Genomic DNA, 22,575 nt, shown 5'->3' on the forward strand with positions numbered 1-22,575 from the left:
GGACGCCTGACACACCCCTGACACGACTCGGACACCGGTATGACTCGCGGTGGGGGTCGATATGTGATCCGGCGTGCTCTCGAGCCGCTCCGGCGGCAGCCTTGGTGAGGGCCCCGCGCCCTGGTGATGTCGGCGGCCGGCGGGGTCAGGGCCGGGCGAGCTCCGCGAAGGCCTCGTGCGGGCCGACTTCGGCGATCCGTTGGGCCAGTACGTCTCCCGGCGAACGGCGGGACTCCACCAGCTCGGCCAGATCGTGTATGTCCGCGGACAACGCGGCCGGTGCGCGGTCGGCGGCTATCCGCAGGCAGCGGCGGGCCGAGTCGAACAGGCGTGGGTCGGCCAGGCCGAAGTGGGCAGCCTCTGTCCACAGTGAACCGGTGGGCTCGGTGGCCTCGGCCGCGAGGTCGGCGGCGACCGGATCGTCCATCAGGGTGGCGGCGACAGCCGCGATGGCCGGCCACCAGCGTCGTGGCGCGGCGTCGAGGTAGCGCAGTTCGAGGTAGCCGCGCAGGCGCACCGGCGGCCACAGGGTGGTGAGGTGCAAGTCGAGGTCATCGGCCGTGGGCAACCGGTTGCCGAGCCGGACCTCGCCCGCCGCCCACTGCTCGAACGTGACATCGTGACAAACTGCGGCCGGTCGCCCGTTGCCGACGAACATCACCGGCGCCCGCAGCGCGTACCGGGCCCATGCCAGCGCCGGTTCCGCGGCACTCCCCTGCACCACTGGGCCGGATCGCCGCAGGTCCAGGCCGAACCAGGCCCATTGGCGCGTCGAACGCCACCCCGTCGGTCTGCTGTGCACCCAGGGTGAACTGGCCGAGATCGCGCTCAGCGCCGGGCCTAGCCGGTGCGCGTGCGCGACCCGCTGCACCCACCCGTGTTCCGGGCCGGCCTCGACGTTGACCTGGAGCGACGCGGTCGAGTTCATCAGGATCGCGCCCGGGGCGGCCGTCCGGACCGCGGCGAAATGTTCTTCCATGGCGCGGTATCGCGGGTTCGGGTTGCGCCGCCGCGATGGCCGCAGCGGGTCGGTGCCCAGCTGGGCGAGCCCGATACCGTGCTCCACCAGCGCTTTCCGGACGCTGTCGAGGTCGGCGCGCAAGGTGGTGACAGCGGCGACCACCGTGTCGTGGGGCGGCGACGACAGCTCCAGCTGCCCGCCAGGCTCCCAGGTCACGGCGTTGCGCCCGGCGGCCGCCCGGACGTTGTCCGGCAACGGGTCGAGCCGCTGCCAGCCGACCGGCCGGGCGACCGAACCGAGGTCCACCACGTGGTTCTCCAGTTCCAGCCCGACCGTCCCGACCTGCGAACCGGTCAGGGCCGATCGCCATACCTGCTGGTAGGCGGCCTCGACGGACAGCGGGTCGGCGGTCATCGGTCTCCCCGGCCTGGATGACTCGTGCACCTCCGATCCAACAGCAGTGGATGGCTGTGCGCACGCCGTCCAATCGAGGGTCATGTTGTGCTGGCGGCGCGTCGGCCGCAGGATGGTGCCGAGGTGAGCGCCATGCTGGACGGCAACGCGATCGCGGGCACGCTGCACGATGTGTTCGGCGGTGACATGACGACCGCCACCGGGACCTGCGGGTCGTGCGGTGACCGCGGGGTCCTCGCGGAGGTACGGGTTTACCTGCACGCGCCCGGCATCGTGGCCCGCTGCCGGCATTGCGAGAGCGTGCTGCTGGTCATCGTGGAGCGGCGCGGGGTCGCCTGCGTCGACGTGTCCGGGTTCGCCGCCCTCGACCAGCCTCACAGCGACGAGTAGTGGTCGCCGAGGTACTGGCCGTGGAGTCCAAAGGGGATGAACGTGTCCAGCTGGGCGCGCGCGACCTCGCTGAAGTCACGGGCGTTGAGCACCAACAGGAATGACGTCTGGGTGGTGGTGTCCAGGACCAGGCACAGGATGACCCCGTCGTCCTCGGTGGTGGCGCCGGGCGTGGGGACGAAGACGGGTTCACCTGGGAAACAACCGTCCTGGAACCACGTCGTGGACACGTGGGACCGGGTGTCGGCCTTGACGATCTGGTTGTAGGCGACTTCGGGCAGATCCTGGCGCATACCCGCGGAGTACACGTACCGGTAGGGCTTTCCGTTGTGGCGCCCGTAGTTGTAGGTCGGCAGCTCGACCTGCTGACTGGACAGGACTTCGCAGGTCACCTCGTTGCTTGCACCCAGTGGCAGGGCGTACCGGCGCAGCTGGCCGAGGGACAGCGGTGAGTTGTGGTGCCGACGGTCGAGGTAGAAGTCGGTCATGTGCTCGGCCGAGTCGTAGGCCGCGACGTCCATGAAGATCATGTCGCCGACCTCGTAGGCGTTGGCGTGGTGCACGGCGAAGAACCCTTTTGCCTCAAGGACTTTGTGCAGGGTCCCGTCGACCCGGCTGGTGATGAAGATCTTCGTTGCGGCCGTGGGGTTCCAGCGGAAGCAGGCGACGAAAGGCCGGTCTCCGGCGGCGAGCGTGGCCAGATCGGTGGTCAACGGGTATTCGACGGCGATGACGTAGTTCTCGGTCATCGAGAAGTGGTGGCGGTACCCGGGATTGCCGCTTTCAACGGGCACCGTCGACAGGATCTCCGGTGTGCCAGTGGTGATGTCCGTCGACACGATCTGGTAGACCGGGTTCGGGCCGAGGACGGTGTGCACGTTGTACTGGATCTTGTGGTCGAAGTCGCGATGGGGGTGCGCGGTGACCGCGTGATGGCCCGGGATGTCGTTGTCCGCCGGTGACTGGTCGAGCCAGCCGGTCGCCTGGAGGGTCTCCGGGTCGAACGTGACGGCCATGGCGCCCTCACCCTGCGCGGCGACCACCTCGCCGATCCGGGTGATGTTGATGTTGCAGTTGCCGTTCTCCTCGACGAGATCCGTCTTCTCGCCGCGCATCAGGCCGGCGCACGGATCGGTCGCGAACGACTTCCACGAGATCCGTCCGGTGGCCTCCTGCGTTCGGTAGCCGGGACTGTCCAGGAACCGGCACCGATACGACACCGTCCCGCCCGCGAAACTGAAGCGCTGCAACAAAGCCAGCCCATCCCACCAGTGCAGCAGGTGCTGGCGGCCGAGATCCCACTTGCTCGGGCCGGTGCGCAACAGGCTGCCGGACAGCCACTCCGGCATGGTTCCGGTGACGGGAACGTTCGGCATGTCCACCTCGCCGGGCAGGTTCCGCCAGCCCAGCGTCCCACGCAGGGTACCGACCATGTCCCCCTGGCCACCGCGGTAGATCCCCTGCCGCACCAACATGTCCAGCTGAGGCAGACGGTCCAGACTGTCCACAGTGGCGTGCCACATACACCCTCCCGGTCCGGCCGCCACCCTCCCACCCGCCGACACCGGGAACTACCAGTTCTTGCGGACGAAGGTGCCTTCCATCCAGGTCTGGCATGCGATGGTGCCGCCCTCGGCGACGATGATCTCCCGCCTGATGGTGCGGTCGTCGAAGGCGGAGCGGATCGAGGCGAAGTACGCGGCCAGTCCCGCGTAGCCGGTTTCGAAGCCGTCGGGACCATTGAATGTTGCCCGGTGCTCCACCCGCCGTACCGGAGACACCTCCGGAACCGTGCTATGGTCGATAACGGAGGACCCCTCCACTACCACTGCACGAGGAGGACGCGGATGATCGCGAACAGCCCTCATTTCACCGCTACCGGCACCGCCCGTGCGGGTGGGGCCGGGGCGATGGGGAACCAGGCGGTGTCGCGGATCGGGTTCGGCGCGATGCAGCTGAGGGAGTTGCACGCCGACCGGGCCGCCGCGATCGGTCTGTTGCGCCGCGCGGCCGAACTCGGCGCCGACCATGTCGACACCGCCCATTTCTATGGCGACGGCTTCGTCAACGGGCTGATCCGGGACGCGTTCCGGCCGCAGGACGGCGTGGTGACGGTCAGCAAGGTGGGCGCCGATCCCAATCCGGGGGGACGCATTCCGCTGCGGCCGGCTCAGCGGCCCGAGCAGCTGCGCGCCAGTGTCGAGGACAACCTGGCGAGTCTCGGTGCCGACCGGATCCCGGTGGTGAACCTGCGCCGCCTGGAGACCCTGCCCGGAATCCTGGCCGAGGGCGACCAGGTGGTCGACGTGGACGACCAGCTCGCCGAGCTGACCGCGTTGCGGGACGCGGGCAAGATCGGCGCGATCGGCCTGAGCGCCATCACCCTGGACACCCTGCGCCGGGCGCTGCCCGCTGGGATCGCCTGTGTCCAGAACGCCTACAGCGTGGTGTCGCGCGGCGACGAGGAGATGCTGCGGCTGTGCACCGAGGAGCACATCGCGTGGGTGCCGTTCTTTCCGCTGGGTGGCGCCTTTCCCGCCATGCCGAAGGTCGTCGATGAGCCGGCCGTCATCACTGTCGCGCGGGAGCTCGGCCACACCCCGGCACAGGTCGGGCTGGCCTGGCTGCTGCATCACGCGCCGAATGTCCTGCTGATCCCCGGTACGGCCAAACTCAGCCATCTCGAAGCGAATATCGCCGCCGGGTCAATCGAGCTCGACGAGCAGGCGATGGCCGCGTTGGATGCCGTTCAGCCGCGTTCTGCCGAAGTGACGCTCGGCTGAGCGAGGAACCTGCCGGGAAGGCATTCCTTCCCGGCAGGTTCATGCCATTCTCCTGGTTATCGGGTAAGGAACGCCCACGATTGGTCGGAGAAACTCGGCATGCAGTCGAAACTGGTGGCCGCGCCATTCGCGCTGGGCGCCGCGAGGCACTTTCCGCGCAGAATCCCTTTTTCTCCGACGCGAAGAAATCGAATCACGGCGAGACAAAGCGATTTAGTGAATGCGTCTCAGCCGGGCCGACGAACAGGAGCCCTATTGCGTTTTCCGGGCCCATTGGCCGGTTGTTTCCCGGCGATCTTGGCCGTTGGCCGGATGCGGCCATCCCCGCTACACTCTGCCCCGGCGCTGCGGGAGGGTGGATGAGAACCGGCTTGACCAGTGTGCTTTCGGAGTCGGCCGCCAGGCTTTATGAGCGATTAATCGTCAGCGGCGGCCTGTCACTGCGGGAGCATCCGGACCTGTCCGGCAGCCACGAGGCCCGGGAGCTGATCGACAAGGGGTTCGCCCGGGAACGCTATGTGGAGCTGCCCAGACTAGTGCCCGTTGAGCCGATCCGGGCCGTCGACAACGCCATTCTGACCAAACAGCGGCAGATTCTGGACCAATACCAGTCGTTGCTGCGCCTGCGCGACGAGATGCGCGCCCTTCAGCAGGACTACCTGTCGGCCGCGGTGCCCGAGGAGCCGCACGACCTGGTCCGGGTGATCACCGACCGGGAGGAGATCGGCGCGCTGTCGGTCGAGCTGTGCCTGTCCGCGCAGCACGAGGTGGCCAGCCTGGAGACCGAGCACTTCACCCGCCCGCCGGATCCGCGCTCGGCGCGGTCGCTGCCCGCCGAGGTCGTCGAGCGCGGGGTGTCGTTCCGCAACATCTACTCGAAGGCGGCGCTGGAGGTGCCCGGGGCGGCGGAGATGCTCCGCAAATCCCAGGACGCCGGCTGGCTGTGCCGGGTGTACCCGGATCTGCCGATGAAGCTCGTGCTCGTGGACGAGCGGGCCGCGTTGCTGCCGCTGGGCCCCACCGGTATGGAAGGCGCGGTGCTCGTGCGGGCGCCGGTGATCACCGCGACCCTGCGGACCTACTTCGAGCTGCTGTGGAGCCGGGCGGTGTCCATCGACGGCACCCCCGCGAAGGTGCCGCCGGAACAGGACCAGGTGCTGCGGCTGGTGCTGACCGGCATGACCGACGGCGCCATCGCCCGCAACCTGGGCATCAGCGAACGGACCGTGCGCCGGCACGTCCAGGCGCTGCTCAACGCGCTCGGCGCGACCAACCGGGTCACCCTGGCGGTCGCCGCCGTCCGCGAGGGCTGGGTGGACTGAACCACTACTGCCACTACTGCCATTCCCATGGCCGGTCGATGCTCCCGCCACAGATGCGAACCAGCCTCGGGTCGCCAGGAGGCGGCGAAGCCACTGACGGCGCGGCGTCCCCGCCCACCGGCGCGATCAGCCGGCTGTACTGTCCCGCTACCCCCGAGGACGGCCGCCAGTCCGTCCGGTTGGCGGCACGACAGGGAAACTGCGTCTGGGTCAACAGCACCAAACCGCTGGAGTCGACGCCGTACAGCAGGGTTCCGTCGCCGGTCACGTCGTGCACGCCTTCCGGCAGCTGCCCACTCGGGTACCAGACGTCGTCGTGTGTGGCACTGCCCGGCTCCCGCCAGACGCGGTACTCCATGCCGTCCCAGTTGCCGACCGCGTAGTCCTTTGCCAGCGCGGTGATCACCGGCCCGTGCAAGAGCGTGAAGAGCACGCCGTCCTCGGTCAGGGTGTTCCCGTTGTGCCGGAACAGGTGCACCGGTCCGCCGAAATCACCGGCCGCCAGGTATCCCGGACGAGCGGCGAAAACGACGTTATGAGACCAGCCGGACCCGGCACGGACGGGAGCACCCAAAGCCGCACCGGGAGTTTCCTGCCGGCGCCACCACAGTTCACCGTTCGCCGTGACCGCGTAAACGACCACCGCCGCCCCGTCGTACGCGCCGAACACCTTCGAGTAGGCCCGCCAATCCCCCGAGTCCACCGTCACCACGGATCCGAGCTGCCAGGATGTGTCGGCGGGCCATGACGTCCCGGCCGGACACACCTGAACCTCCGCCAGGTGCCCAGTTTTCGCGTCCACGGCGAACACCCGCGTATCGCACCCGGTGTCGGCCGCGGCGGGCGTGACCCCGCTCAGTACCAGCACCAAGCACGCGGCCACCCGTCCGACCGTCTGAAGGAACACGGCCCCAACACTAGGAACCGCGGACCCGCCCGAACCGTCCGGCGCAGGCCACTGACCTCATCCGGCCGTTCGGGCCGTGATGATCCAGGCGCGCGAGTCGAACCAGACGCCGTCGTCGGTGTTGTGCTTGGTCATGACTTGATGCAGCCGGTCGAGGGCGTCGGGCTGTGTGGCGGCCCCACTGCCCATCTGCAACGCGAGCACGGCGTCCACGGCCGCGTCCGGATTTGCGCCGTACCACACCGGTTCGCGCACGTCAGTGACGGTGATGCCGGTGAACCCGGCGGACGTCAGCATACCGTCCACAGTGGACGGTTCGGACAAGGAGAACGCGCCGCCGCTCGGAACCGTTCCGCCCAGCGCGCCTTGGATCGCGTGCGCCCATTCCTGGTGGTCACCGCTTTGCCACACCAGCTGAACCAGCCGCGCCCCTGGCTGCAGCGCCCGCCGGATGTTGGTGAACGCCGCGACCGGGTCGGCGAAGAACATCGTGCCGAACCTGCTGATCGCCAGGCTGAACCCCTGCGGAAACGGGTAGACCTGCGCGTCCCCCTCGTCAAAGCGCAGGTTCTCCAGCCCGTCGGACAACCGGCGCGCACGCTCCAGCATCACCGGGTTCACGTCGACGCCGAGCACGCTTCCGTCGGTCGCGAGCCCCGCGGCCGCACGGCTGGTCTGGCCGGTGCCGCAACCGATGTCCACAACGGTGTCACGGTTTCCCACGGCCATGGCCTCGATCAGCCGCGGCTGGTATCGCCGCAGCTCAGCGTCGTAGTCGAAGCCATCTCGTTGATCTCCCATCGCCCCATCATGCATCAACGCGACGGCCGACCACTGTCCTCTGTGGACCGATCGACAGCGACGCGCGCTCACCGGGCGCAACAACACGGCGGAAGCCGCTGGCTGGGCACGTCCTGCGTGCCCGGCGCTGACAGCTGCTGCCTGTGACGACCGGGCGGCCCGGTCGTCACAGGCGCCGGTCGACGGTCAGCGCCAGCCGAGCTCGGGGGCCACGTGCGTGAGGATGTTCTCGATGACGTGCGCGTTGTACTCGACGCCGAGCTGGTTGGGCACGGTCAGCAGCAGGGTGTCGGCTTCGGCGATCGCCTCGTCCTCGGCCAGCTGCCGCACCAGCACGTCGGGTTCGGCGGCGTAGGTGCGGCCGAAGATCGCCCTGGTGTCGGCGTCGATGTAGCCGACCTGGTCCTTGCTCTCGCCGTCCCGGCCGAAGTACGCGTGGTCCATCTCGGTGGTGAGCGCGAAGATGCTGCGCGACACCGACACCCGCGGCTCGCGCTGCCAGCCCGCCTCGTCCCAGGCCTTGCGGAACGCGCGGATCTGATCGGCCTGCTGGACGTGGAACGGCGCTCCGCCCTCGTCGTTCTTCAAGGTCGAGCTCATCAGGTTCATGCCCTGCTCCGCGGCCCACACCGCCGTGCCGTTCGACCCCGCGCCCCACCAGATCCGGTCGCGCAGCCCAGGCGAATGCGGTTCGACGCGCAGCAGGCCCGGCGGGTTGGCGAACATCGGCCGCGGGTTGGGCTCGGCGAACCCCTCGCCGCGCAACACCATCAGCAGGACCTCGGCGTGCTTGCGGGCCATGTCGGCGTCGGTCTCACCCTCGGTCGGCGCGTAACCGAAGTACCGCCAGCCATCGATCACCTGCTCGGGTGATCCCCGGGAGATGCCCAGCTGGAGCCTGCCGCCCGCGATCAGGTCCGCGGCGCCGGCGTCCTCGGCCATGTACATCGGGTTCTCGTAGCGCATGTCGATCACGCCGGTGCCGATCTCGATGCGTTCGGTCTTCGCCCCGATGGCGGCCAGCAGCGGGAACGGCGAGGCGAGCTGCCTGGCGAAGTGGTGCACGCGGAAGTAGGCGCCATCCGCCCCCAGCTCCTCCGCCGCCACCGCCAGGTCGATCGCCTGCAGCAACGCGTCCGCCCCAGTCCTGGTCTGCGAGTGCGGCGTGTCCGACCAGTGCCCGAATGACAGAAACCCGATTCTCTTCACACCCACCCCAACGCACAACCCCGATGGTTGATTCCTCAACTAACAGAGTCCAACAACTGTGCCGGCCAGGCCTTCGGTTTGGTTTCCGGGGCGAAGCGGAACGAGATGGCCTCCATCAGGGGCTTGCGCTGGGTGTTGTGGAAGGCGGCGACGAGCCAGTGGCCGTCCTGGCGCACGAACGTGTAGGTCTGGACCTTGGTCAGCTTCTTGGGGTGTTCACCCTTGTAGGTGTCACCGCGGGTGGTGACGACGGCCGCGTCGGCGCCGAGGAAGCGCACGTCGAGGACCTCGTGGGCGAGCTTGGTGTCCTTGAGGAACTTGGCGAACAGGGTGTTGTGGCTGCCCGCGATGTCGTCGCGGCCCTGGTAGCGGGTGCCGACGAAGGTGATGTAGGTGGCGTCCTCGGTGAAGTGGGCGCCGTACGCGTCGCCGTCGCCGCGCGCCCAGGCGTCGGCGAGCGAGTCGAGGACTGCGGTGATGGCGGCGGTGCGGTCGGTGTCGATCATGGTCGTTCCCTCAGCTAGGATGTCTTCGCGTGTGCAGTATCTGCGCAAATGCAGATATTAGGCAGAGGAGGGATCTCATGGCAAGCCTTCATCTGGTTTTCCGCCGGTACCTGGACGCGGTGGGCCTGCACGGGCTGGCCGCCGCCGAGGCCGCGGGCCTGCACGCATCCGAGTGGTATGCGCTGAGCCTGCTCGACCTGGAGGGCCCGCTGACCTCCGGCGAGCTGTCCACCCGCACCGGCCTCACCACCGGCGCGACGACCCGGCTGATCGATCGCCTCGAACGCGCGGGCTACGTCCGCCGCACCGCAGACCCGGCCGACCGCCGCAAGGTCGTCGTCGAACCCATCCCCGACGCGCTGACCGGCGTCGAGGCGATCGTCGGCCCGGCCCGCCGCCACATCGCGGACATCATCGCGAGCTACACACCCGAACAGCAGGAGCTGTTGTTCGACTACTTCGCCCGCGCGGCACCGGCGTACCGTGAGGCGTCCGAGGAGATCCGGCAGGCGAAACGCGGCAAATGACTACCGCACCAGGACTTTCACGAGAACCCGCGCGATCGCTTGGCGCGTCGACGGTTCGCCATGCGACGCCGCCATCCGGCCGGAGCAACCGCATCGCCTCGGCGATGACCCGGTCGGCGATCGGGCGCCGCTCGGCGTCGCAGGAAACAACTCACCCGGAAGTCAAGGTGTTTTCGCCGGACAGCTTCCGCACACGCACGGCGTCACCGCGGTCCGGTCCGGACGGCGAAGCGCACGCCGACGCCACGGCCGACGCCGAGCCGACAACCCACAGCTGGCGAGAAAAGCCCGGTCGTCGGCCAGCAGTTCCGGGAAGTAGTTCACACCGACATGCATGGCCAGGTCGCTTTTCAGCTGTGTCCGCAGCAACGACACCTGGCGCACGAGCGCGCAGCCACGCCTGCGTTCGGCCTCCGCGGGCGGCAACGCGGCGAGCTGCTCGGCCAGACCGCTCGGCTTGACCGTCCCGAGTGGACACCCAAGGTTGGTGTGCACGACGACGAACAGGTCACGGGACGCGGTGGACATCAGGATCCCGTCGCCGTCGTCGAAGTACCACTTGCTCATGTCGTCGAAGAGCTGCCGGCGTTCCGCCGCGTCCAACGGCGTGTCCCGGAACGGGCTGGCCAACGCGGTCAGCCCCCACAGCCGCATGTACGACTCGACCTGCCGTTCGGCCAGCTTCAGACGGATCTGCCGCCGGTAGTTGTGCGCGAACCAGAGCCCGACGAGGCCCAGCAACACCGTTCCAGCCGCCTGAATCCACACCGTGACCGTCATGCTGCCAGGATGGGCCGAGAACGCTGAAAGGGGGACCGTATGGCTACTTTTGTCCTTGTCCCGGGTGCCTGCCACGGTGGTTGGTGCTACGAGCAGATCGCCGGTCAGCTGCGTGACCATGGTCATCGTGTCATCACGGTGACGTTGACCGGCCTGAGTGAACGCAGACACCTGCTGACCTCCACGGTCAACCTGGACACCCACATCCAGGACCTCACCGCGGTGCTGGTCGCCGAGCAGGTACAGGACGCAATCCTGGTGGGCCACAGCTACGGCGGCATGGTGATCACGGGGGCCGCCGACCGGATGCCCGAGCGCGTCGACTCCCTGGTGTTCGTCGACGCGTTCGTGCCGCGGGACGGCGAGTCGTGCTGGATGCTCACCAACGACATGCAGCGCGAGTGGTACCTGAGTGCCGGCGAGGATGGGTACTCGGTGCCCGCGCTGCCGATGTTCGACCCGCGTGCCACCGCGCACCCACTCGCCTCGTTCCTCCAGCGCATCAGGCTTTCCGGCGATCTCGGCCGGTTCCGGCGCCGCGACTACGTCTACGCCAAGGTCTGGGACGGCGAGTCCCCGTTCGCCCCGACCTACGAGCGGCTCCGCCGAGATCCACAGTGGACGGTCCATGCCGTGGACAGCAGGCACAACATCATGCGCGACGCCCCGGAGGAACTCCTCAAGATCCTGCTGGACACCGTCTAGCTACTTGCGGCCCGCGGAGAACGAGTCCCACTCGGGCCGCGACGACCCACGCGGCACCAGCACCTGCCGGTAGTAGCCGGGTGTGCGGGTCATCAGGACCTGTTCGGTGACGCCCTGGTAGAAGCCCAGTGGGGTGTCCGCGGTGAAGACCTGGGGGTCGAGGTAGGCGTGCGGGCCGCCGGTGCCGGCGATCTCATGGGCGTACTGCTTGTCGAACACGCCCATGCTCAACATCCACAGGGCGGTGCGGGTCAGCGATACGTGCACGCGGTAGCTGCCGCCTTCGGTGGCCCGGCGGATGAGGGCCTCGATGATGCCCGCGGTCATCAGCCACGCCACCATGTAGTCGTTCACGACCAGGATCGGTGGCAGCGCGGGTTTTTCGGGCGTTCCTTCCAGGTGCATCATCCCGGTCAGGCACCCTGCGGTGTGGTCGAAGCCGGTGCGGTTCACCCACGGACCGGTCTCGCCGTTGAGGGACGCGGTGGCGTGGATGATCCCCGGGCGGATCTCGGCGGCCTGATGGACGTCCATGCCGATCTTGGTCAGGTAGCCGGGGCGGCGGTTGGCGAAGAACACGTCGGCGCCGCGCAGCAACGAGTGGATCTTGGACATCCCGTCCGGCCAGGCGGGGTGCAGGGTGGCCGACCGCACGCCGACGTTCGCGGTGATGTAGGTGACCTCGTGCTCGATCTCGTCGTGCCGCCACAGGTTCAGCACGTCCGCGCCGTGCAGCGCGAGCGCCCGCCCGGTGCCCGCACCGGCGATCACGTGTCCCATGCCCAGCGCGCGAATACCGTCCAGCGGCTGGACACCGCGCTGGGTGAACGGTTCCGGGTCGCTGTCGGCGATCTTGGTGATCTCGATCAACGGCAGATCGGCCAGCACCTGCTGGTAGTGCTCCTCGGCGAGCAGCTCGTCGGCGAACCGGACCATCGGGATGACCGCGCCGCCCTGCGCCGCCGCGTCCTCCAGGTCACGGGCCTTCCACTTCGAGATCGCCGCGGCGACCGCATTCACGTCCTCCGGCACACCCAACACCCGCTGTGCGGCCACTTTCGGCCGTGGGTACGGGTTCAGCGGCATCACCCAGCGGTCGTCCGCGGTGCGGTAGAACCCGAACGCGAACGCGTCGTTGGGCATCGACGGCGCCGCACCGGGATACCCGTTGATCAGCTCCCATTTTGAGTCGTACGAAGGGCACAACCGGTGCGGCGTGACCCGCAGGTCGACCGCGATGTCCTGGCCGTCACCGCCCCGGTGGCGCCACAGCTTCGCGACCGCGGCCGCCTTGGTGGCCAACGCGATCGCCGCGGCGCCGCCGAGCCGCAACGTGCTGGGCACCACCGGATCCGCACCGATGAACCCGATCGCGCCACCGGTGTCGTCCGGGGTCATCCCGATCCCGGCGAGCACCTCCTCGAACTCGGCGTGCGGGTCGAACGCGTCGTCGGTGGCGGGGTTCGCGATCGCCTTGGCCACCCGGTCCGTCAAAGACATCCGTCACCAGCTCCCTTGGATTGTTGTGGGGAGCTTGCGGTGGGTGGGACTGGTTGATCGACGAGTTCAGCGAATGCCAACCGCGCTAATCGCCCAAACCGGCGAGAACCTCCCTGAGTTTCCCGGCGAACGCCTCGGGCTGACCGGCGTAGCCGGACTCCGGACCGAGGAAACCGCCGTGGTGACTGGGAAAAACGGTCGGTTCCTGGCCGAGCAGCTGGGCCATCGCGACCGAGGTACGCCCGGTGACGATGCCCTCGGACTCCTCACCCACCGCGATGACGATCCGGGTCGGCGCCGCCTTCAGCGCGTCGACGTCGGGCTCGTAGCTGGAAATGGGCCAGGACACATCGGACAGCAGCGGATCGCCCCGGGTGCCGTCATCCTCGGCGGGGAGTCCGAAGTGGACCGGATCGGGCGCCGGCTGCGCGAAGTAGTCCTCCGTGTACTCACCGCGCCAGGACGTCATCGCGATGAACGCGGCCATGCCGGCGCCGAACCCCTTGGCCTCGTAGGCGTCCCGGAACGCGGCTCGCGCACGCATGGTCGCCTCGGCGTCGGGTAGCACCGAGAACAGCGGCGGCTCGTGCGCGACCAGCGTGGTCACGTCGTTCGGGTGGGCCGCCACGAGGGCGAGCGCGGTCACCGCTCCCCCGCTGCTGGCGAACATCTCGACCGGGCCGGCGCCGAGCTTCTCGATGATGCCGTGCAGGTCCTCCGCCTGGACGGTCGGTGAGTTGTCCACCCGGCCGTCGTGGCGTGTGCTGCGACCGAGGCCGCGCGGGTCGTAGGTGACCACCGTGCGGTCGGTGAAATACGAGGCCAGCGTCGTGAACCCGGAGGCGGTCATCGGCTGGCCGATCATGAACAGCGGTGGCCGTCCGAGCTCGGCGGGGAGCGGACCGGACACGTCGTAGACGACTGCGGCTTCTGTGGTCTCCAGCACGTGCATTGGCAGGATGGTAGTCGCGCGGCCGTCGTGCCACGATCTTTCCATGAACGACCTGGGGGACCGCGGCTCGGGCGAGCTTCTCGACCAGGGCCTGGACTTTCTCGGCGCGGTCATCGGCCGGCTCGGCCCGGACGACTGGGAGCGGCCGACACCGTGCGCCGGGTGGACCGCCCGCGACCTGGCCGGCCACGTGGCGACCTCGACCAGGGTCGCGATCAGCTCGATGCTCGGCCAGCCGCCCGCGTTCCCGGACGTGGCCCGTCCCGGCGACCTGGTCGACGGCGATCCGGCGGAGTTCTGGCAGGCCACGGCCGCCGAGGCCCGGGACGTTCTGCGCAGGGCGGACCTGACACTGCCCACGAACTCGCCGCTCGGCAGCACCGTCGCCGACGACCTCGCGATCCCGGTGATCGACTTGTACGTGCACGCCTGGGACCTCGGCGTCACGATCGGCGCCGACGTCGAGATCCCAGCGGACGTCATCGCCTACGCCCACGCCTACCTCGACCCACTGCCCTACGAGCTGTTGCGCGGCGAGAACCGGGCCTTCGCGGCCCCGGCCGCGGCGCCCGCCGACGCCTCCCCCACCGAGCGGTTCATCGCCTGGACCGGTCGCCAGCTGACACAAGGAGTCCCGTGAGCATCCAGCCTTCGGTTCTGCAGGCCATCGGCGGAACGCCGCTCGTCCGGCTGAACCGTGTCGTTCCCGAGGGCGTGGCCGACGTCCTGGTCAAAGTGGAGGGCGGCAACCCCACCGGCAGCTACAAGGACCGGATGGCGCTGGCCATCATCGAAGGCGCCGAGAGCCGCGGCGATCTGCGCCCAGGGCAACGAGTCGTGGAGTTCACCGGCGGCAGCACGGGTTCCTCGCTGGCGTTCGTGTGTGCGGTGAAGGGATATCCGGTCTCGCTGGTGAGTTCGGACGCGTTCTCGCCGGAGAAGCTGCGCTCCATGCGGGCGTTCGGAGCGGATGTGACCGTGGTGCCCAGCGACGGGGGCCGGATCACGCCCGACCTGTTCGTCCGGATGCGTGCGGAGGTCGACCGGATCGTCGAGCGTGACGGCGCGTACTGGACCGACCAGTTCCACAACACCGACGCTTTCACCGGTTACGCGGCCCTTGGCCGGGAAATCCTTGAGCAGACGGATGTTGACGTGTTCGCCGCGGCTGTGGGCACGGCTGGGATGATCACTGGGGTCACCGCGGCCCTGCGCGATGGTGGCAGCAAGGCCCGCATTGTGGCGCTGGAGCCGTCGTCCTCGCCGATGCTGACCACGGGCACTGGTGGCCCGCACCGCGTCGAAGGGACCGCCGCGGGCATCATCCCGCCCCTGCTGACCGACGGCACCTACGACGAGGCCCGCGCCATCGACGAGGACGAAGCCCGCGCGCTGGCGTTGCGGCTGGCGCGTGAGGAGGGCATCTTCGCCGGAACCTCCAGCGCCCTCAACGCGGTGGCCGCGATCCAACTGGCCCGCGAAATCGGGCCAGGGCACACCGTCGTGACGGTCGCGGTGGACAGCGGGCTCAAGTACCTCAGCGGGGATCTGTTCGCCGGCTGACTGCCGCGTGCCGTCCCGCGCGGCGGCCGAAGAACGAGCCCTCGCCGAGCTGGAGGCCCGAGCAGTAGCCCTGGCCGTCCTGCGCGATGGCGGAGGCGCACGCGCCCGCGGCGTAGAGTCCCGGCACCACCGAACCATCGGCCCGCTGGGCTTGTCCGTCCACTGTGGTCTTGATGCCGCCCAGGGTGAAGCCCGCGTAGAGTGCCTTGCCCAGGCTGAGGTTGTAGGCCGCCCAAGGTCCGGTGTCCTGCGGTGCAAGCCATTCCGGTTGCTTGTGGAAGTCCGGGTCCTCGCCGCGGGCGGCGTGGGTGTTGTAGCGCTCCAGAGTCGCGCGCAGCGCATCTGTTGGTATACCTAGACCTTCGGCCATCTCCCCGACCGTTTCCCAGCCGTCGATGAACGGCACCAGCGGCATGCTCGGGCGTTCGGCGTGGTTGCTGTCGACGATCAGGTACGCGGCCGAATCCCGTTGCCGCATCACGTGGTACGAGGTGCGGGCGTGGTAGCTGTCCTCGGCCACGAACCGCTGCCCGTCCTTGTTCACGACCAAACCCTTGACCAGCAGCGAAGGCGGGTAGAAGGGCGCGGTGATGAACGGCTGGTCCATGTGCTCGAGGGCGGCCCCGGCCGACGCGCCGAGCCGGATGCCCAGCCCGTCGTCGTAGGTGGAGCCGAGCGTGAACAGCTTGGCGCCCAACGCCGGGGTGTACTTGGCGACCATGTCGGCGTTCATCACGAACCCGCCCGCCGCGAGCACAACGGCGTTCGCGCGTACCAGGCCGGTTTCCTGGAACTTCCGCCATTTCAGGCCGACCACCTCGCCCGCCTCGGTCGCTACCAGCTGCGTGGCGCCGGTCTCGTAGCGGACCTCGGCGCCAGCCTCCTCGACCCGGTCCCGTAACAAGTCCATGACCAGCTTCGCGCCCTGGGTGTCGCCCGGGACGGGCACTTTGTGGCCACGCGGCGCGGGGGTCGCCTGGTTGAGGTACGGCCACACCTTCTCGTTGGCCGTGTACATCAGGCCTTCGGTGCCCGGCTGGATCACCGCCTTGCCGGCGAAGTACGACCGTTCGAACTCGAACCCGAGCGCTTCCAGCCAGTCGAAGTGCTCGACGGAACCCTCGCAGTAGGCCCGGATCTTGGCGTGGTCGGGTTCGCGCGACACCGACACCAGGAAGTCGTACATCGCCTCAGCGGTGTCGTCGTGGCCGGTCGCCTTCTGCACGGCGGTGCCGCCGCCGAGGTAGAAGTGCCCGCCTGCCATACATGTCGTGCCGCCGGGCACCGCCGCCCGCTCCAGCACCAACACCCTCGCCCCAGCGCGCGCGGCCTCCAGCGCCGCGCACCCACCCGCGATCCCGAACCCAACCACGACCACGTCGTAGGAGTCGCCGACGCCGGCCAGATCCGCCGCGTCGAGCAGGGTCTCCCCGTCTTCACGCACCGTCATCGCGATGGGCTCCTCACCGTATGGGTCCGAGGAAGATCACCTTCTCGCGCCACGGCCTCGCGGGCAAGGCGCCATTCGCGTGGCCCATGGGTGCCTGCCCCCAGCCGAATCGGGAAAGCTTCCCGGGAATTTCCCGGATGGCGAATCTGTCGGCCGGAACGTTCACGTCCCTACGGTTGACGCTTAGCGCTTACGGGAGGCGGTGATCACGTAACCGCGCCTGTCGACGATTTCGACCTCGACATCCGGATGACGGAAACCAATCGCGAAAGGACGTAGAGAAATGTCCGCACCAGTCGATGACTTCGACCTCGACATCCGGCTCGGCTCGATCGAGCTGACCGAATTCGGCGGTTCCGTGGCGGGCGCTGGGGCCACCGGCGCTTCCAACTGCCAGACAGAGTGCCGCTCGGCCTGCACCACGGGCTGCCGCGCCAGCGAGTGCGTCTGTACTCGCACCCAGTAGGCGGCGACGGAATCTGCTGATCCAGTAGTTCACTCGAAAGGAAGGGCTGCGCAGTGGCCACTCACCATGCGCCGGTGGCGGTCCGGCGGCCGTGGCGGGCGATACTGCCCGATGATCTGGCCGGCCAGGCCATCGAGGTGGCGCTCGACGTCGCGCGGCGGCTTTCGGAGCCGATGCCGGAACACACCATGGAGAGTGGCGCTGGTTGTGCCGTGCTGTTCGGCCGGCTCGACCGGTATCTGCCCGGGCAGGGCTGGGCGGCGGCCGCCCACGACAGCCTGACCGCCGCGGTGCGAGCCGCCGAACGATCCGGCGCCGGTCATGCCGGGTTGTTCGGCGGTCTGAGCGGGGTCGCGTTCGCGGCGAACGCCGTTTCCCAGCAAGGTACCCGGTACGGACGCCTGCTGACCGGGCTGGACGGGGCCGTCACCAAGGCGGCCCGCGGGGCCGCTCAGGCGATCGCCGGGAGGCCGGAAGGCTTGCCGGTCCGCGTGTTCGACATCATCAGCGGCGCGGCCGGAATCGGCACCTATCTGCTGAGCCGCCGGGACGAGGCCGCGGTGCGGCCGGTGCTGGCCAGTCTGGTGGCGCTCTGCGGCGAGGACGACGGCATGCCCAACTGGTACACGCCGCCCGAGGCCGGTATCCCCGCAACGCCCATGGCCGACGGCTTTCCCGAGGGCGTGTTCAACTGTGGCCTCGCGCATGGCGTTCCGGGTCCCATGGCGCTGCTCGCGCTCGCTACACGGGCCGGGATCGCGGTGGACGGCCAGCTCGACGCGATCCGCCGGGTCGCGCAGTGGCTCGTCGCGAGCCGGGCGGACGACGAATGGGGCCCCAGCTGGCCGAGCGGCATCTCGATGACCGGCGGCCGTGCGGTTCACCCGACCCACAACGCTTGGTGCTACGGCAGTTCGGGCCTCTCTCGAGCGCTGTGGCTGGCGGGCGAGGCACTGGAGGACGACTCGCTGCGCACGCTCGCCGTCGACGCGATGGCCGCGGTGTACCGCCGACCGCCGGAGGCCAGGTTCATCGACCGTTCGCCGGGCCTGTGCCATGGGCTGGCCGGTGTCCTGCAGATCTCGTTGCGGTTCGCGCAGGACAGCGGCGAGGACGTATTCACGGTGGCCGCGACCAGGTTCACTGAGCTGCTACTCGGCCACTACGACCCCGGCCGCCGGTACGGCTTCGGTTCGGTTGTGGAGGACGGCTCGCTGACCGACGAGCCGGGCCTGCTCGACGGCGCCGCCGGGGTGGCCCTCGCGCTGCTCGCGGCCGCGACCCCGATCGAGCCGGACTGGGACCGGATGTTGGCGCTGTCATGAGGAAAGAGGTGGCGATGAGGTACCGGCCGCTCGACTGGGTGATGGTTCGCGCGCCGTTGCTCCCGGTCCAGGCGCTGAGCGAAGACTGGTCCGGCGACGCCCGTGTGCAACGCGCGCTCGTGGTCGGCGCAGGCGACTTGCCGCAAGCCCTTGCGCGCTCGACACCGGACGGCCGGGTGGCCGCGAAACTCCAGCGGTACATGATCCGGATGGCCAGCCGGCCCACCCCGTACGGTGCGTTCGCGGGAGTCGCGCTGGGCTCGTGGGGCGAGCACACGAACCTGGAGATCTCGGACAAGCCGGCCACCCTGCGCACCCGGCCGGACATGGGCTGGCTGCTCGACTTCGTGTCCACAGTGGAGCAACGCCCGGACGTCCGGTCGCAGCTGCGCTGGTTCGCCAACCCGGCCGCGTTCTTCCGCGCCGGACGGGTGTTCCTGGCCGAGCAGACCCCGGTCGGCGCGGACACCGAGAAAGGCAGGCCGGTGTCCACCCGTGCCTCCGGTGCGGTGCGGCGAGCGTTGGAGTTCGCCCGAGAACCGGTGCCGTACGCGGATCTCGTCGCCGAGCTGTCCTCATTTCCCGGCGCCACAGGGGAAAAGATCGAACGACTGCTGAACCAGCTGTGGGAGCAGACGCTCCTGCTGACGGACCTCCGGCCGCCGCTGACCGGCGTCGAGCCCGCTTATCATGTGGCGCAACGCCTTTCCAGCATCCCGGCCGCGGCCGGCGAAGCCGCCGCCCTCACCGGCCTGCTCGACCGGCTCAGCGGCTGGGACCGGTTGAGCCCCGAGGACGCTGTCACCGAGTACCCGCAACTCTCAGCCCTGGCACGGGAAATCCATTCCCCCAAGGGCCACAAGGACATCTTCCAGACCGACATGGCGATCCCGCTCGCCGGGCGAGTGGTCCACCGGGCGATCGCGGACGAGGCCGCCCGGGCCGCCGAACTGCTGGTCCGGCTGAGCCCGCACCAGTCCAGCCCGCGGCACTGGGACGCCTACCGGGACTCGTTCATCGGCCGCTACGGGTCGGATCGCGATGTGCCGCTGCTGGAGCTGCTGAACCCGGAGTTCGGGCTCGGTTCGCCGAAACACTCCCACGGTCACCCGCAGACCACTCGCGACCGGGTGCTCATCGAGCTCGCGATCAACGCCATCCGGGACCGCACGCACGAGGTGGAACTCGACGAGGCGCTGATCGCCAGGTTGCAGCCGAAGGTTCCGGAAAGGGCGACGTCCTCATTGGACATCTCGGTGTTCGTGTGCGCCACCTCCGCGGCGGCCCTCGACGCGGGCGATTTCCAGGTGGTCGCCGGGCCCAACCTGGGCGGCCAGGCCGCGGGCCGGGTGCTCGGCCGGTTCGCCGACCTGATCGGGCCGGACGCCGAGGACGCGCTGCGTGGCGCCGCGGCGGCCGAGGAGGCGGGCGAACCGGGACAGATCCGGGCCGAGGTCACCTACCTGCCACGCAACGGCCGCAACGCCAACGTGTCGATCCGGCCGCTGGTGCGCGACCTGGAGATCACGGTCGACACGGTCGCGGCGACCGGGAAGGTGATCCCGCTCGCCGAGCTGGCGGTCGGGGTCCGGGACGACCGGCTGGTGCTGCGCTGGTCGGTCACCGGCGAGGAGGTCGTGCCCTGCGCCGGGCACATGCTCAACTCCCAGATCGCCCCGGCGGTCGTGGAATTTCTGGACGAGCTGACCCGGCTCGGCCGCGCCGTGCCGATCCCGTTCAGCTGGGGCACCGCAAGCGATTTCCCTTTCCTGCCAAGGCTTCAGTCCGGTCGGGTGGTGCTGTCGCCGGCCACCTGGAAGCTGCGCCCGGCCGATGTGGAGTCGTTCGACGTGTGGCGCGAGCACTGGCAGGTGCCGAGGTACGTGTACCTGACGTTCGCCGACCAGCGTCTGTTGCTCGACCTGGACGACCCAGCCCAGGTCGAGCAGGTGCGGATCGAGGCGCGTGGCAAGCCCGATGACCACCGGCTGGCGTTGTCCGAAGCGTTGCCTTCGCCCGAACACGCCTGGCTCGTGGCACCGGATGGCGGCCACATCAGCGAACTGGTCGTGCCGGTCGTCCGCGACAGCGTCGAACCCGCTGTGCGCCAGACCCGTCCGGTTGTCGTGCGGGAGGACCAGCGGGTCCGGCCGCCGGGCACCGACTGGCTGTTCGCCAAGCTCTACCACCCGCCCACTTTCGAGCAGGACCTGCTGGTGGACCACGTTCGCCCATTCTGCCAGCAGTCCGTGGCCAACGGGCAGGCCGGTTCCTGGTTCTTCATGCGGTACGAGGACCCGGAGCCGCACATCCGGGTCCGTTGGACCGGCGATCCGGACACCCTGGCCGACAAGCTGGCGCCCGCGGTGCTGAGATGGGCGAACTCGTTGGTGAGCGACGAAGTCTGCCGTCGGGTGGGGCTGGACTCCTACGACCGTGAGGTCGAACGCTACGGCGGCGTCGAGGGGATCGAGCTCGCCGAGGACCTCTTCGCCGCCGACAGCGAGGCCGTGCTCGACCTGCTGCACCTGGTCGACCACAAGGTTCTGGACCTGGACACCGCATTGCTCGGTGTGTACACGGTGGACGATTTAGTGCAAGCGTTCGGGCTGACCGCCGAACAACAGGACCACCTGTACCGCCACGCCGTGAACGACCGGAAGGCGGCGGCCAAGGAATACCGGGAGCAGCAACGGGTTCTGCGTTCGCTGCTCGGCGACCCGCAGTGGCTGGCCGCGCAACCGGGCGGCGGCAAGGTCATCGAGATCCTCGCGCGCCGCCGGTCCCGCGTTCAGCGGGTCGCCGCCCGGTACGACACCCTGGACGCCCCTGTCCGGACCAAGGTCGAACTCGCCCGCAGCTTCGTGCACATGCACGCCAACCGGTTGCTCGGCTGCGGCCACCCACCCGAGCAACGCGTCCTCGGGCTGGTGCAACGGACCAGGGAGAGCCTGCACCGCGCACCGGTGAAACAACTGCTACGAGCAGGTCCAGCGCAATGGGCCGCCACCGGACACGCGACCGAAGATCGAGTCATCGTCCCCGACGACGAAAGTGTCGTCGTCGCTCTCACCGGCCGGTAGCGGAAGCTCGGCGAGCAGGGTGGTGTCACGCCAGACAGCGGCCGGACCGGCCAGCGTGCCACGACTTCCGACGATCAGCCCACGGCCGTTGATGGCTTGTGCGGTACCGCCATCCTCGATCGCCTTGGGCGAGGCGGGGTCGTACCAGAGCAGCGACTGGGCGTCCGGCCAGGACGTGACCTCGTAGCCGATGACCTTGCCCGACCGGATGGCGCCGAACACGAACGGCCCGGCCGCGCCGGTCAGCGGGGTGATCTGGCCGTGCCGCCACACGTGCGCGGGGTTGCTCCTGCCGTCGTAGAGCAGGACGGTGCCGTCGTCGTCCAGATCGATGCCCGTGCCCAGCGGGGTGTCAATCACGATCGGCCCGGCGGCGAGGTTCGACCAGAGCACCGTGACCTGGTGCCCGTCCTTGGCGTGTGCGATCCCCAGCACGTCACCGCGCTCGTTCAGGGCCACCGCGTAGTCGGTCTCGTACCCCGCGGGCGCGGGGACGTAAGTGAGCGTCGGGTTGGCGGTGTGCGCGTTCTGGTACAGGAAGATGCCGTAGCGGCCCGTGCTGCGCTGTGACCCCGACACCAGCACGGTGCCTGCTGAGTTCTCGTCGGTGACGTTCGGGAACATGAAGTCCGCGAAGGCATCGGCCAAATGCGGTTCGCCCTGGTTCCAGATCACGACCTTGGCCGAGTCACTGGCAGGACTGGACGTGGTGCCCGAGTAGTTGCCGTGGCTGTCCGTGCCCTCCACACGAGTCCGCTGGTCCTCATACCCGGCCGGTGTCCGCACCTTTTCCACGGTCCACGTGCATCCGGCGGCCTGCGCCGGTGTCGCCGCAGCCACACCGGCCACGAGCACAGCGGAAATGAGCATGCCAAGACGTTTGTCCATGTGATTCCCCCTTCAGTCCCGCCATGATGGCAGCGGAGGCCTT

Annotated in this window: 22 protein-coding genes; 10 read left to right on the forward strand and 12 right to left on the reverse strand. The window is 69.1% G+C overall.

What is annotated here, in order from left to right; genetic code table 11:
• Window positions 1-145: 145 nt before the first annotated feature.
• Window positions 146-1,375 carry an ergothioneine biosynthesis glutamate--cysteine ligase EgtA gene (gene egtA / locus AB0J95_RS16505; RefSeq protein WP_364757837.1) on the reverse strand — a complete coding sequence of 410 codons (1,230 nt, stop codon included), beginning with the start codon at window positions 1,373-1,375 and terminating at the stop codon, window positions 146-148.
• Window positions 1,376-1,507: 132 nt separating this feature from the next.
• On the opposite strand from egtA, the gene AB0J95_RS16510 reads away from it, so the two are divergent.
• On the forward strand, window positions 1,508-1,765 hold the full coding sequence (locus AB0J95_RS16510) for a DUF6510 family protein (protein WP_364757991.1): 258 nt from the start codon (window positions 1,508-1,510) through the stop codon (window positions 1,763-1,765).
• Here the strand turns inward: AB0J95_RS16510 and AB0J95_RS16515 are convergent.
• Together AB0J95_RS16515 and AB0J95_RS16520 are read right to left on the reverse strand one after the other, a co-directional pair.
• The gene (locus AB0J95_RS16515; protein WP_364757839.1) at window positions 1,750-3,288 is read right to left on the reverse strand and encodes a carotenoid oxygenase family protein; all 1,539 of its coding nucleotides are present in this window, start codon (window positions 3,286-3,288) and stop codon (window positions 1,750-1,752) included. The genes AB0J95_RS16510 and AB0J95_RS16515 overlap by 16 nt on opposite strands.
• Before the next feature lie 48 nt (window positions 3,289-3,336).
• Window positions 3,337-3,546 (reverse strand): hypothetical protein, encoded by a 210-nt coding sequence (locus AB0J95_RS16520; RefSeq protein ID WP_364757840.1) that lies wholly within the window; start codon window positions 3,544-3,546, stop codon window positions 3,337-3,339.
• 66 nt (window positions 3,547-3,612) lie between these two features.
• On the opposite strand from AB0J95_RS16520, the gene AB0J95_RS16525 reads away from it, so the two are divergent.
• Together AB0J95_RS16525 and AB0J95_RS16530 are read left to right on the forward strand one after the other, a co-directional pair.
• Complete coding sequence (locus tag AB0J95_RS16525) at window positions 3,613-4,548, forward strand: aldo/keto reductase (RefSeq protein WP_364757842.1); 936 nt, start codon at window positions 3,613-3,615, stop codon at window positions 4,546-4,548.
• Window positions 4,549-4,907: 359 nt separating this feature from the next.
• Window positions 4,908-5,870 (forward strand): LuxR C-terminal-related transcriptional regulator, encoded by a 963-nt coding sequence (locus tag AB0J95_RS16530; RefSeq protein WP_364757844.1) that lies wholly within the window; start codon window positions 4,908-4,910, stop codon window positions 5,868-5,870.
• A 13-nt stretch (window positions 5,871-5,883) separates the two neighbouring features.
• On the opposite strand, the gene AB0J95_RS16535 is transcribed toward AB0J95_RS16530, so the two are convergent.
• From AB0J95_RS16535 to AB0J95_RS16550, 4 genes are all read right to left on the reverse strand, one after another.
• The gene (locus tag AB0J95_RS16535; protein ID WP_364757846.1) at window positions 5,884-6,777 is read right to left on the reverse strand and encodes a hypothetical protein; all 894 of its coding nucleotides are present in this window, start codon (window positions 6,775-6,777) and stop codon (window positions 5,884-5,886) included.
• Between the two features lie 57 nt (window positions 6,778-6,834).
• Window positions 6,835-7,578 (reverse strand): methyltransferase domain-containing protein, encoded by a 744-nt coding sequence (locus AB0J95_RS16540; protein ID WP_364757848.1) that lies wholly within the window; start codon window positions 7,576-7,578, stop codon window positions 6,835-6,837.
• Window positions 7,579-7,764: 186 nt separating this feature from the next.
• On the reverse strand, window positions 7,765-8,787 hold the full coding sequence (locus AB0J95_RS16545) for an LLM class flavin-dependent oxidoreductase (RefSeq protein WP_364757850.1): 1,023 nt from the start codon (window positions 8,785-8,787) through the stop codon (window positions 7,765-7,767).
• 35 nt (window positions 8,788-8,822) lie between these two features.
• Window positions 8,823-9,293 carry an SgcJ/EcaC family oxidoreductase gene (locus tag AB0J95_RS16550; protein ID WP_364757852.1) on the reverse strand — a complete coding sequence of 157 codons (471 nt, stop codon included), beginning with the start codon at window positions 9,291-9,293 and terminating at the stop codon, window positions 8,823-8,825.
• Between the two features lie 77 nt (window positions 9,294-9,370).
• Between AB0J95_RS16550 and AB0J95_RS16555 the strand changes: the two genes are divergently transcribed.
• Window positions 9,371-9,820 carry a MarR family transcriptional regulator gene (locus tag AB0J95_RS16555; protein WP_364757853.1) on the forward strand — a complete coding sequence of 150 codons (450 nt, stop codon included), beginning with the start codon at window positions 9,371-9,373 and terminating at the stop codon, window positions 9,818-9,820.
• Window positions 9,821-9,982: 162 nt separating this feature from the next.
• On the opposite strand, the gene AB0J95_RS16560 is transcribed toward AB0J95_RS16555, so the two are convergent.
• Window positions 9,983-10,600 carry a hypothetical protein gene (locus AB0J95_RS16560; RefSeq protein ID WP_364757855.1) on the reverse strand — a complete coding sequence of 206 codons (618 nt, stop codon included), beginning with the start codon at window positions 10,598-10,600 and terminating at the stop codon, window positions 9,983-9,985.
• A 39-nt stretch (window positions 10,601-10,639) separates the two neighbouring features.
• On the opposite strand from AB0J95_RS16560, the gene AB0J95_RS16565 reads away from it, so the two are divergent.
• On the forward strand, window positions 10,640-11,305 hold the full coding sequence (locus AB0J95_RS16565) for an alpha/beta fold hydrolase (RefSeq protein ID WP_364757857.1): 666 nt from the start codon (window positions 10,640-10,642) through the stop codon (window positions 11,303-11,305).
• Here AB0J95_RS16565 and AB0J95_RS16570 read toward each other — a convergent pair whose 3' ends face one another.
• A complete protein-coding gene (locus AB0J95_RS16570) occupies window positions 11,306-12,805 on the reverse strand; it encodes a CoA transferase (protein WP_364757859.1) in 1,500 nt (499 codons plus the stop codon). It lies immediately after the preceding gene.
• Between the two features lie 85 nt (window positions 12,806-12,890).
• The gene (locus AB0J95_RS16575; protein WP_364757861.1) at window positions 12,891-13,757 is read right to left on the reverse strand and encodes an alpha/beta hydrolase; all 867 of its coding nucleotides are present in this window, start codon (window positions 13,755-13,757) and stop codon (window positions 12,891-12,893) included.
• A 43-nt stretch (window positions 13,758-13,800) separates the two neighbouring features.
• Between AB0J95_RS16575 and AB0J95_RS16580 the strand changes: the two genes are divergently transcribed.
• Window positions 13,801-14,397: a TIGR03086 family metal-binding protein gene (locus AB0J95_RS16580; RefSeq protein ID WP_364757863.1), complete on the forward strand. Its 597-nt coding sequence runs from the start codon at window positions 13,801-13,803 to the stop codon at window positions 14,395-14,397.
• Window positions 14,394-15,320: a PLP-dependent cysteine synthase family protein gene (locus AB0J95_RS16585; protein WP_364757865.1), complete on the forward strand. Its 927-nt coding sequence runs from the start codon at window positions 14,394-14,396 to the stop codon at window positions 15,318-15,320. The genes AB0J95_RS16580 and AB0J95_RS16585 overlap by 4 nt, the downstream gene beginning before the upstream one ends.
• Here AB0J95_RS16585 and AB0J95_RS16590 read toward each other — a convergent pair.
• Window positions 15,295-16,770 carry an FAD-binding protein gene (locus AB0J95_RS16590; RefSeq protein WP_364757866.1) on the reverse strand — a complete coding sequence of 492 codons (1,476 nt, stop codon included), beginning with the start codon at window positions 16,768-16,770 and terminating at the stop codon, window positions 15,295-15,297. The two genes, AB0J95_RS16585 and AB0J95_RS16590, sit on opposite strands and share 26 nt — an antisense overlap.
• 283 nt (window positions 16,771-17,053) lie before the next feature.
• Here AB0J95_RS16590 and AB0J95_RS16595 point away from each other — a divergent pair, with 283 nt between their 5' ends.
• The 3 genes from AB0J95_RS16595 to AB0J95_RS16605 all read left to right on the forward strand — a co-directional run bounded on the left by AB0J95_RS16595 (window position 17,054) and on the right by AB0J95_RS16605 (window position 21,644).
• Window positions 17,054-17,236 carry a hypothetical protein gene (locus AB0J95_RS16595; protein ID WP_364757868.1) on the forward strand — a complete coding sequence of 61 codons (183 nt, stop codon included), beginning with the start codon at window positions 17,054-17,056 and terminating at the stop codon, window positions 17,234-17,236.
• Window positions 17,237-17,310: 74 nt separating this feature from the next.
• On the forward strand, window positions 17,311-18,561 hold the full coding sequence (locus AB0J95_RS16600; protein ID WP_364757870.1) for a lanthionine synthetase C family protein: 1,251 nt from the start codon (window positions 17,311-17,313) through the stop codon (window positions 18,559-18,561).
• 14 nt (window positions 18,562-18,575) lie between these two features.
• Window positions 18,576-21,644: a lantibiotic dehydratase gene (locus tag AB0J95_RS16605; RefSeq protein WP_364757872.1), complete on the forward strand. Its 3,069-nt coding sequence runs from the start codon at window positions 18,576-18,578 to the stop codon at window positions 21,642-21,644.
• Here the strand turns inward: AB0J95_RS16605 and AB0J95_RS16610 are convergent.
• Window positions 21,540-22,532 carry a hypothetical protein gene (locus AB0J95_RS16610; RefSeq protein WP_364757874.1) on the reverse strand — a complete coding sequence of 331 codons (993 nt, stop codon included), beginning with the start codon at window positions 22,530-22,532 and terminating at the stop codon, window positions 21,540-21,542. The genes AB0J95_RS16605 and AB0J95_RS16610 overlap by 105 nt on opposite strands.
• Window positions 22,533-22,575: the final 43 nt, after the last annotated feature.

This window comes from Actinocrispum sp. NPDC049592 (assembly GCF_040675465.1).
In the GTDB taxonomy this organism is placed as follows: Bacteria; Actinomycetota; Actinomycetes; order Mycobacteriales; family Pseudonocardiaceae; genus Kibdelosporangium.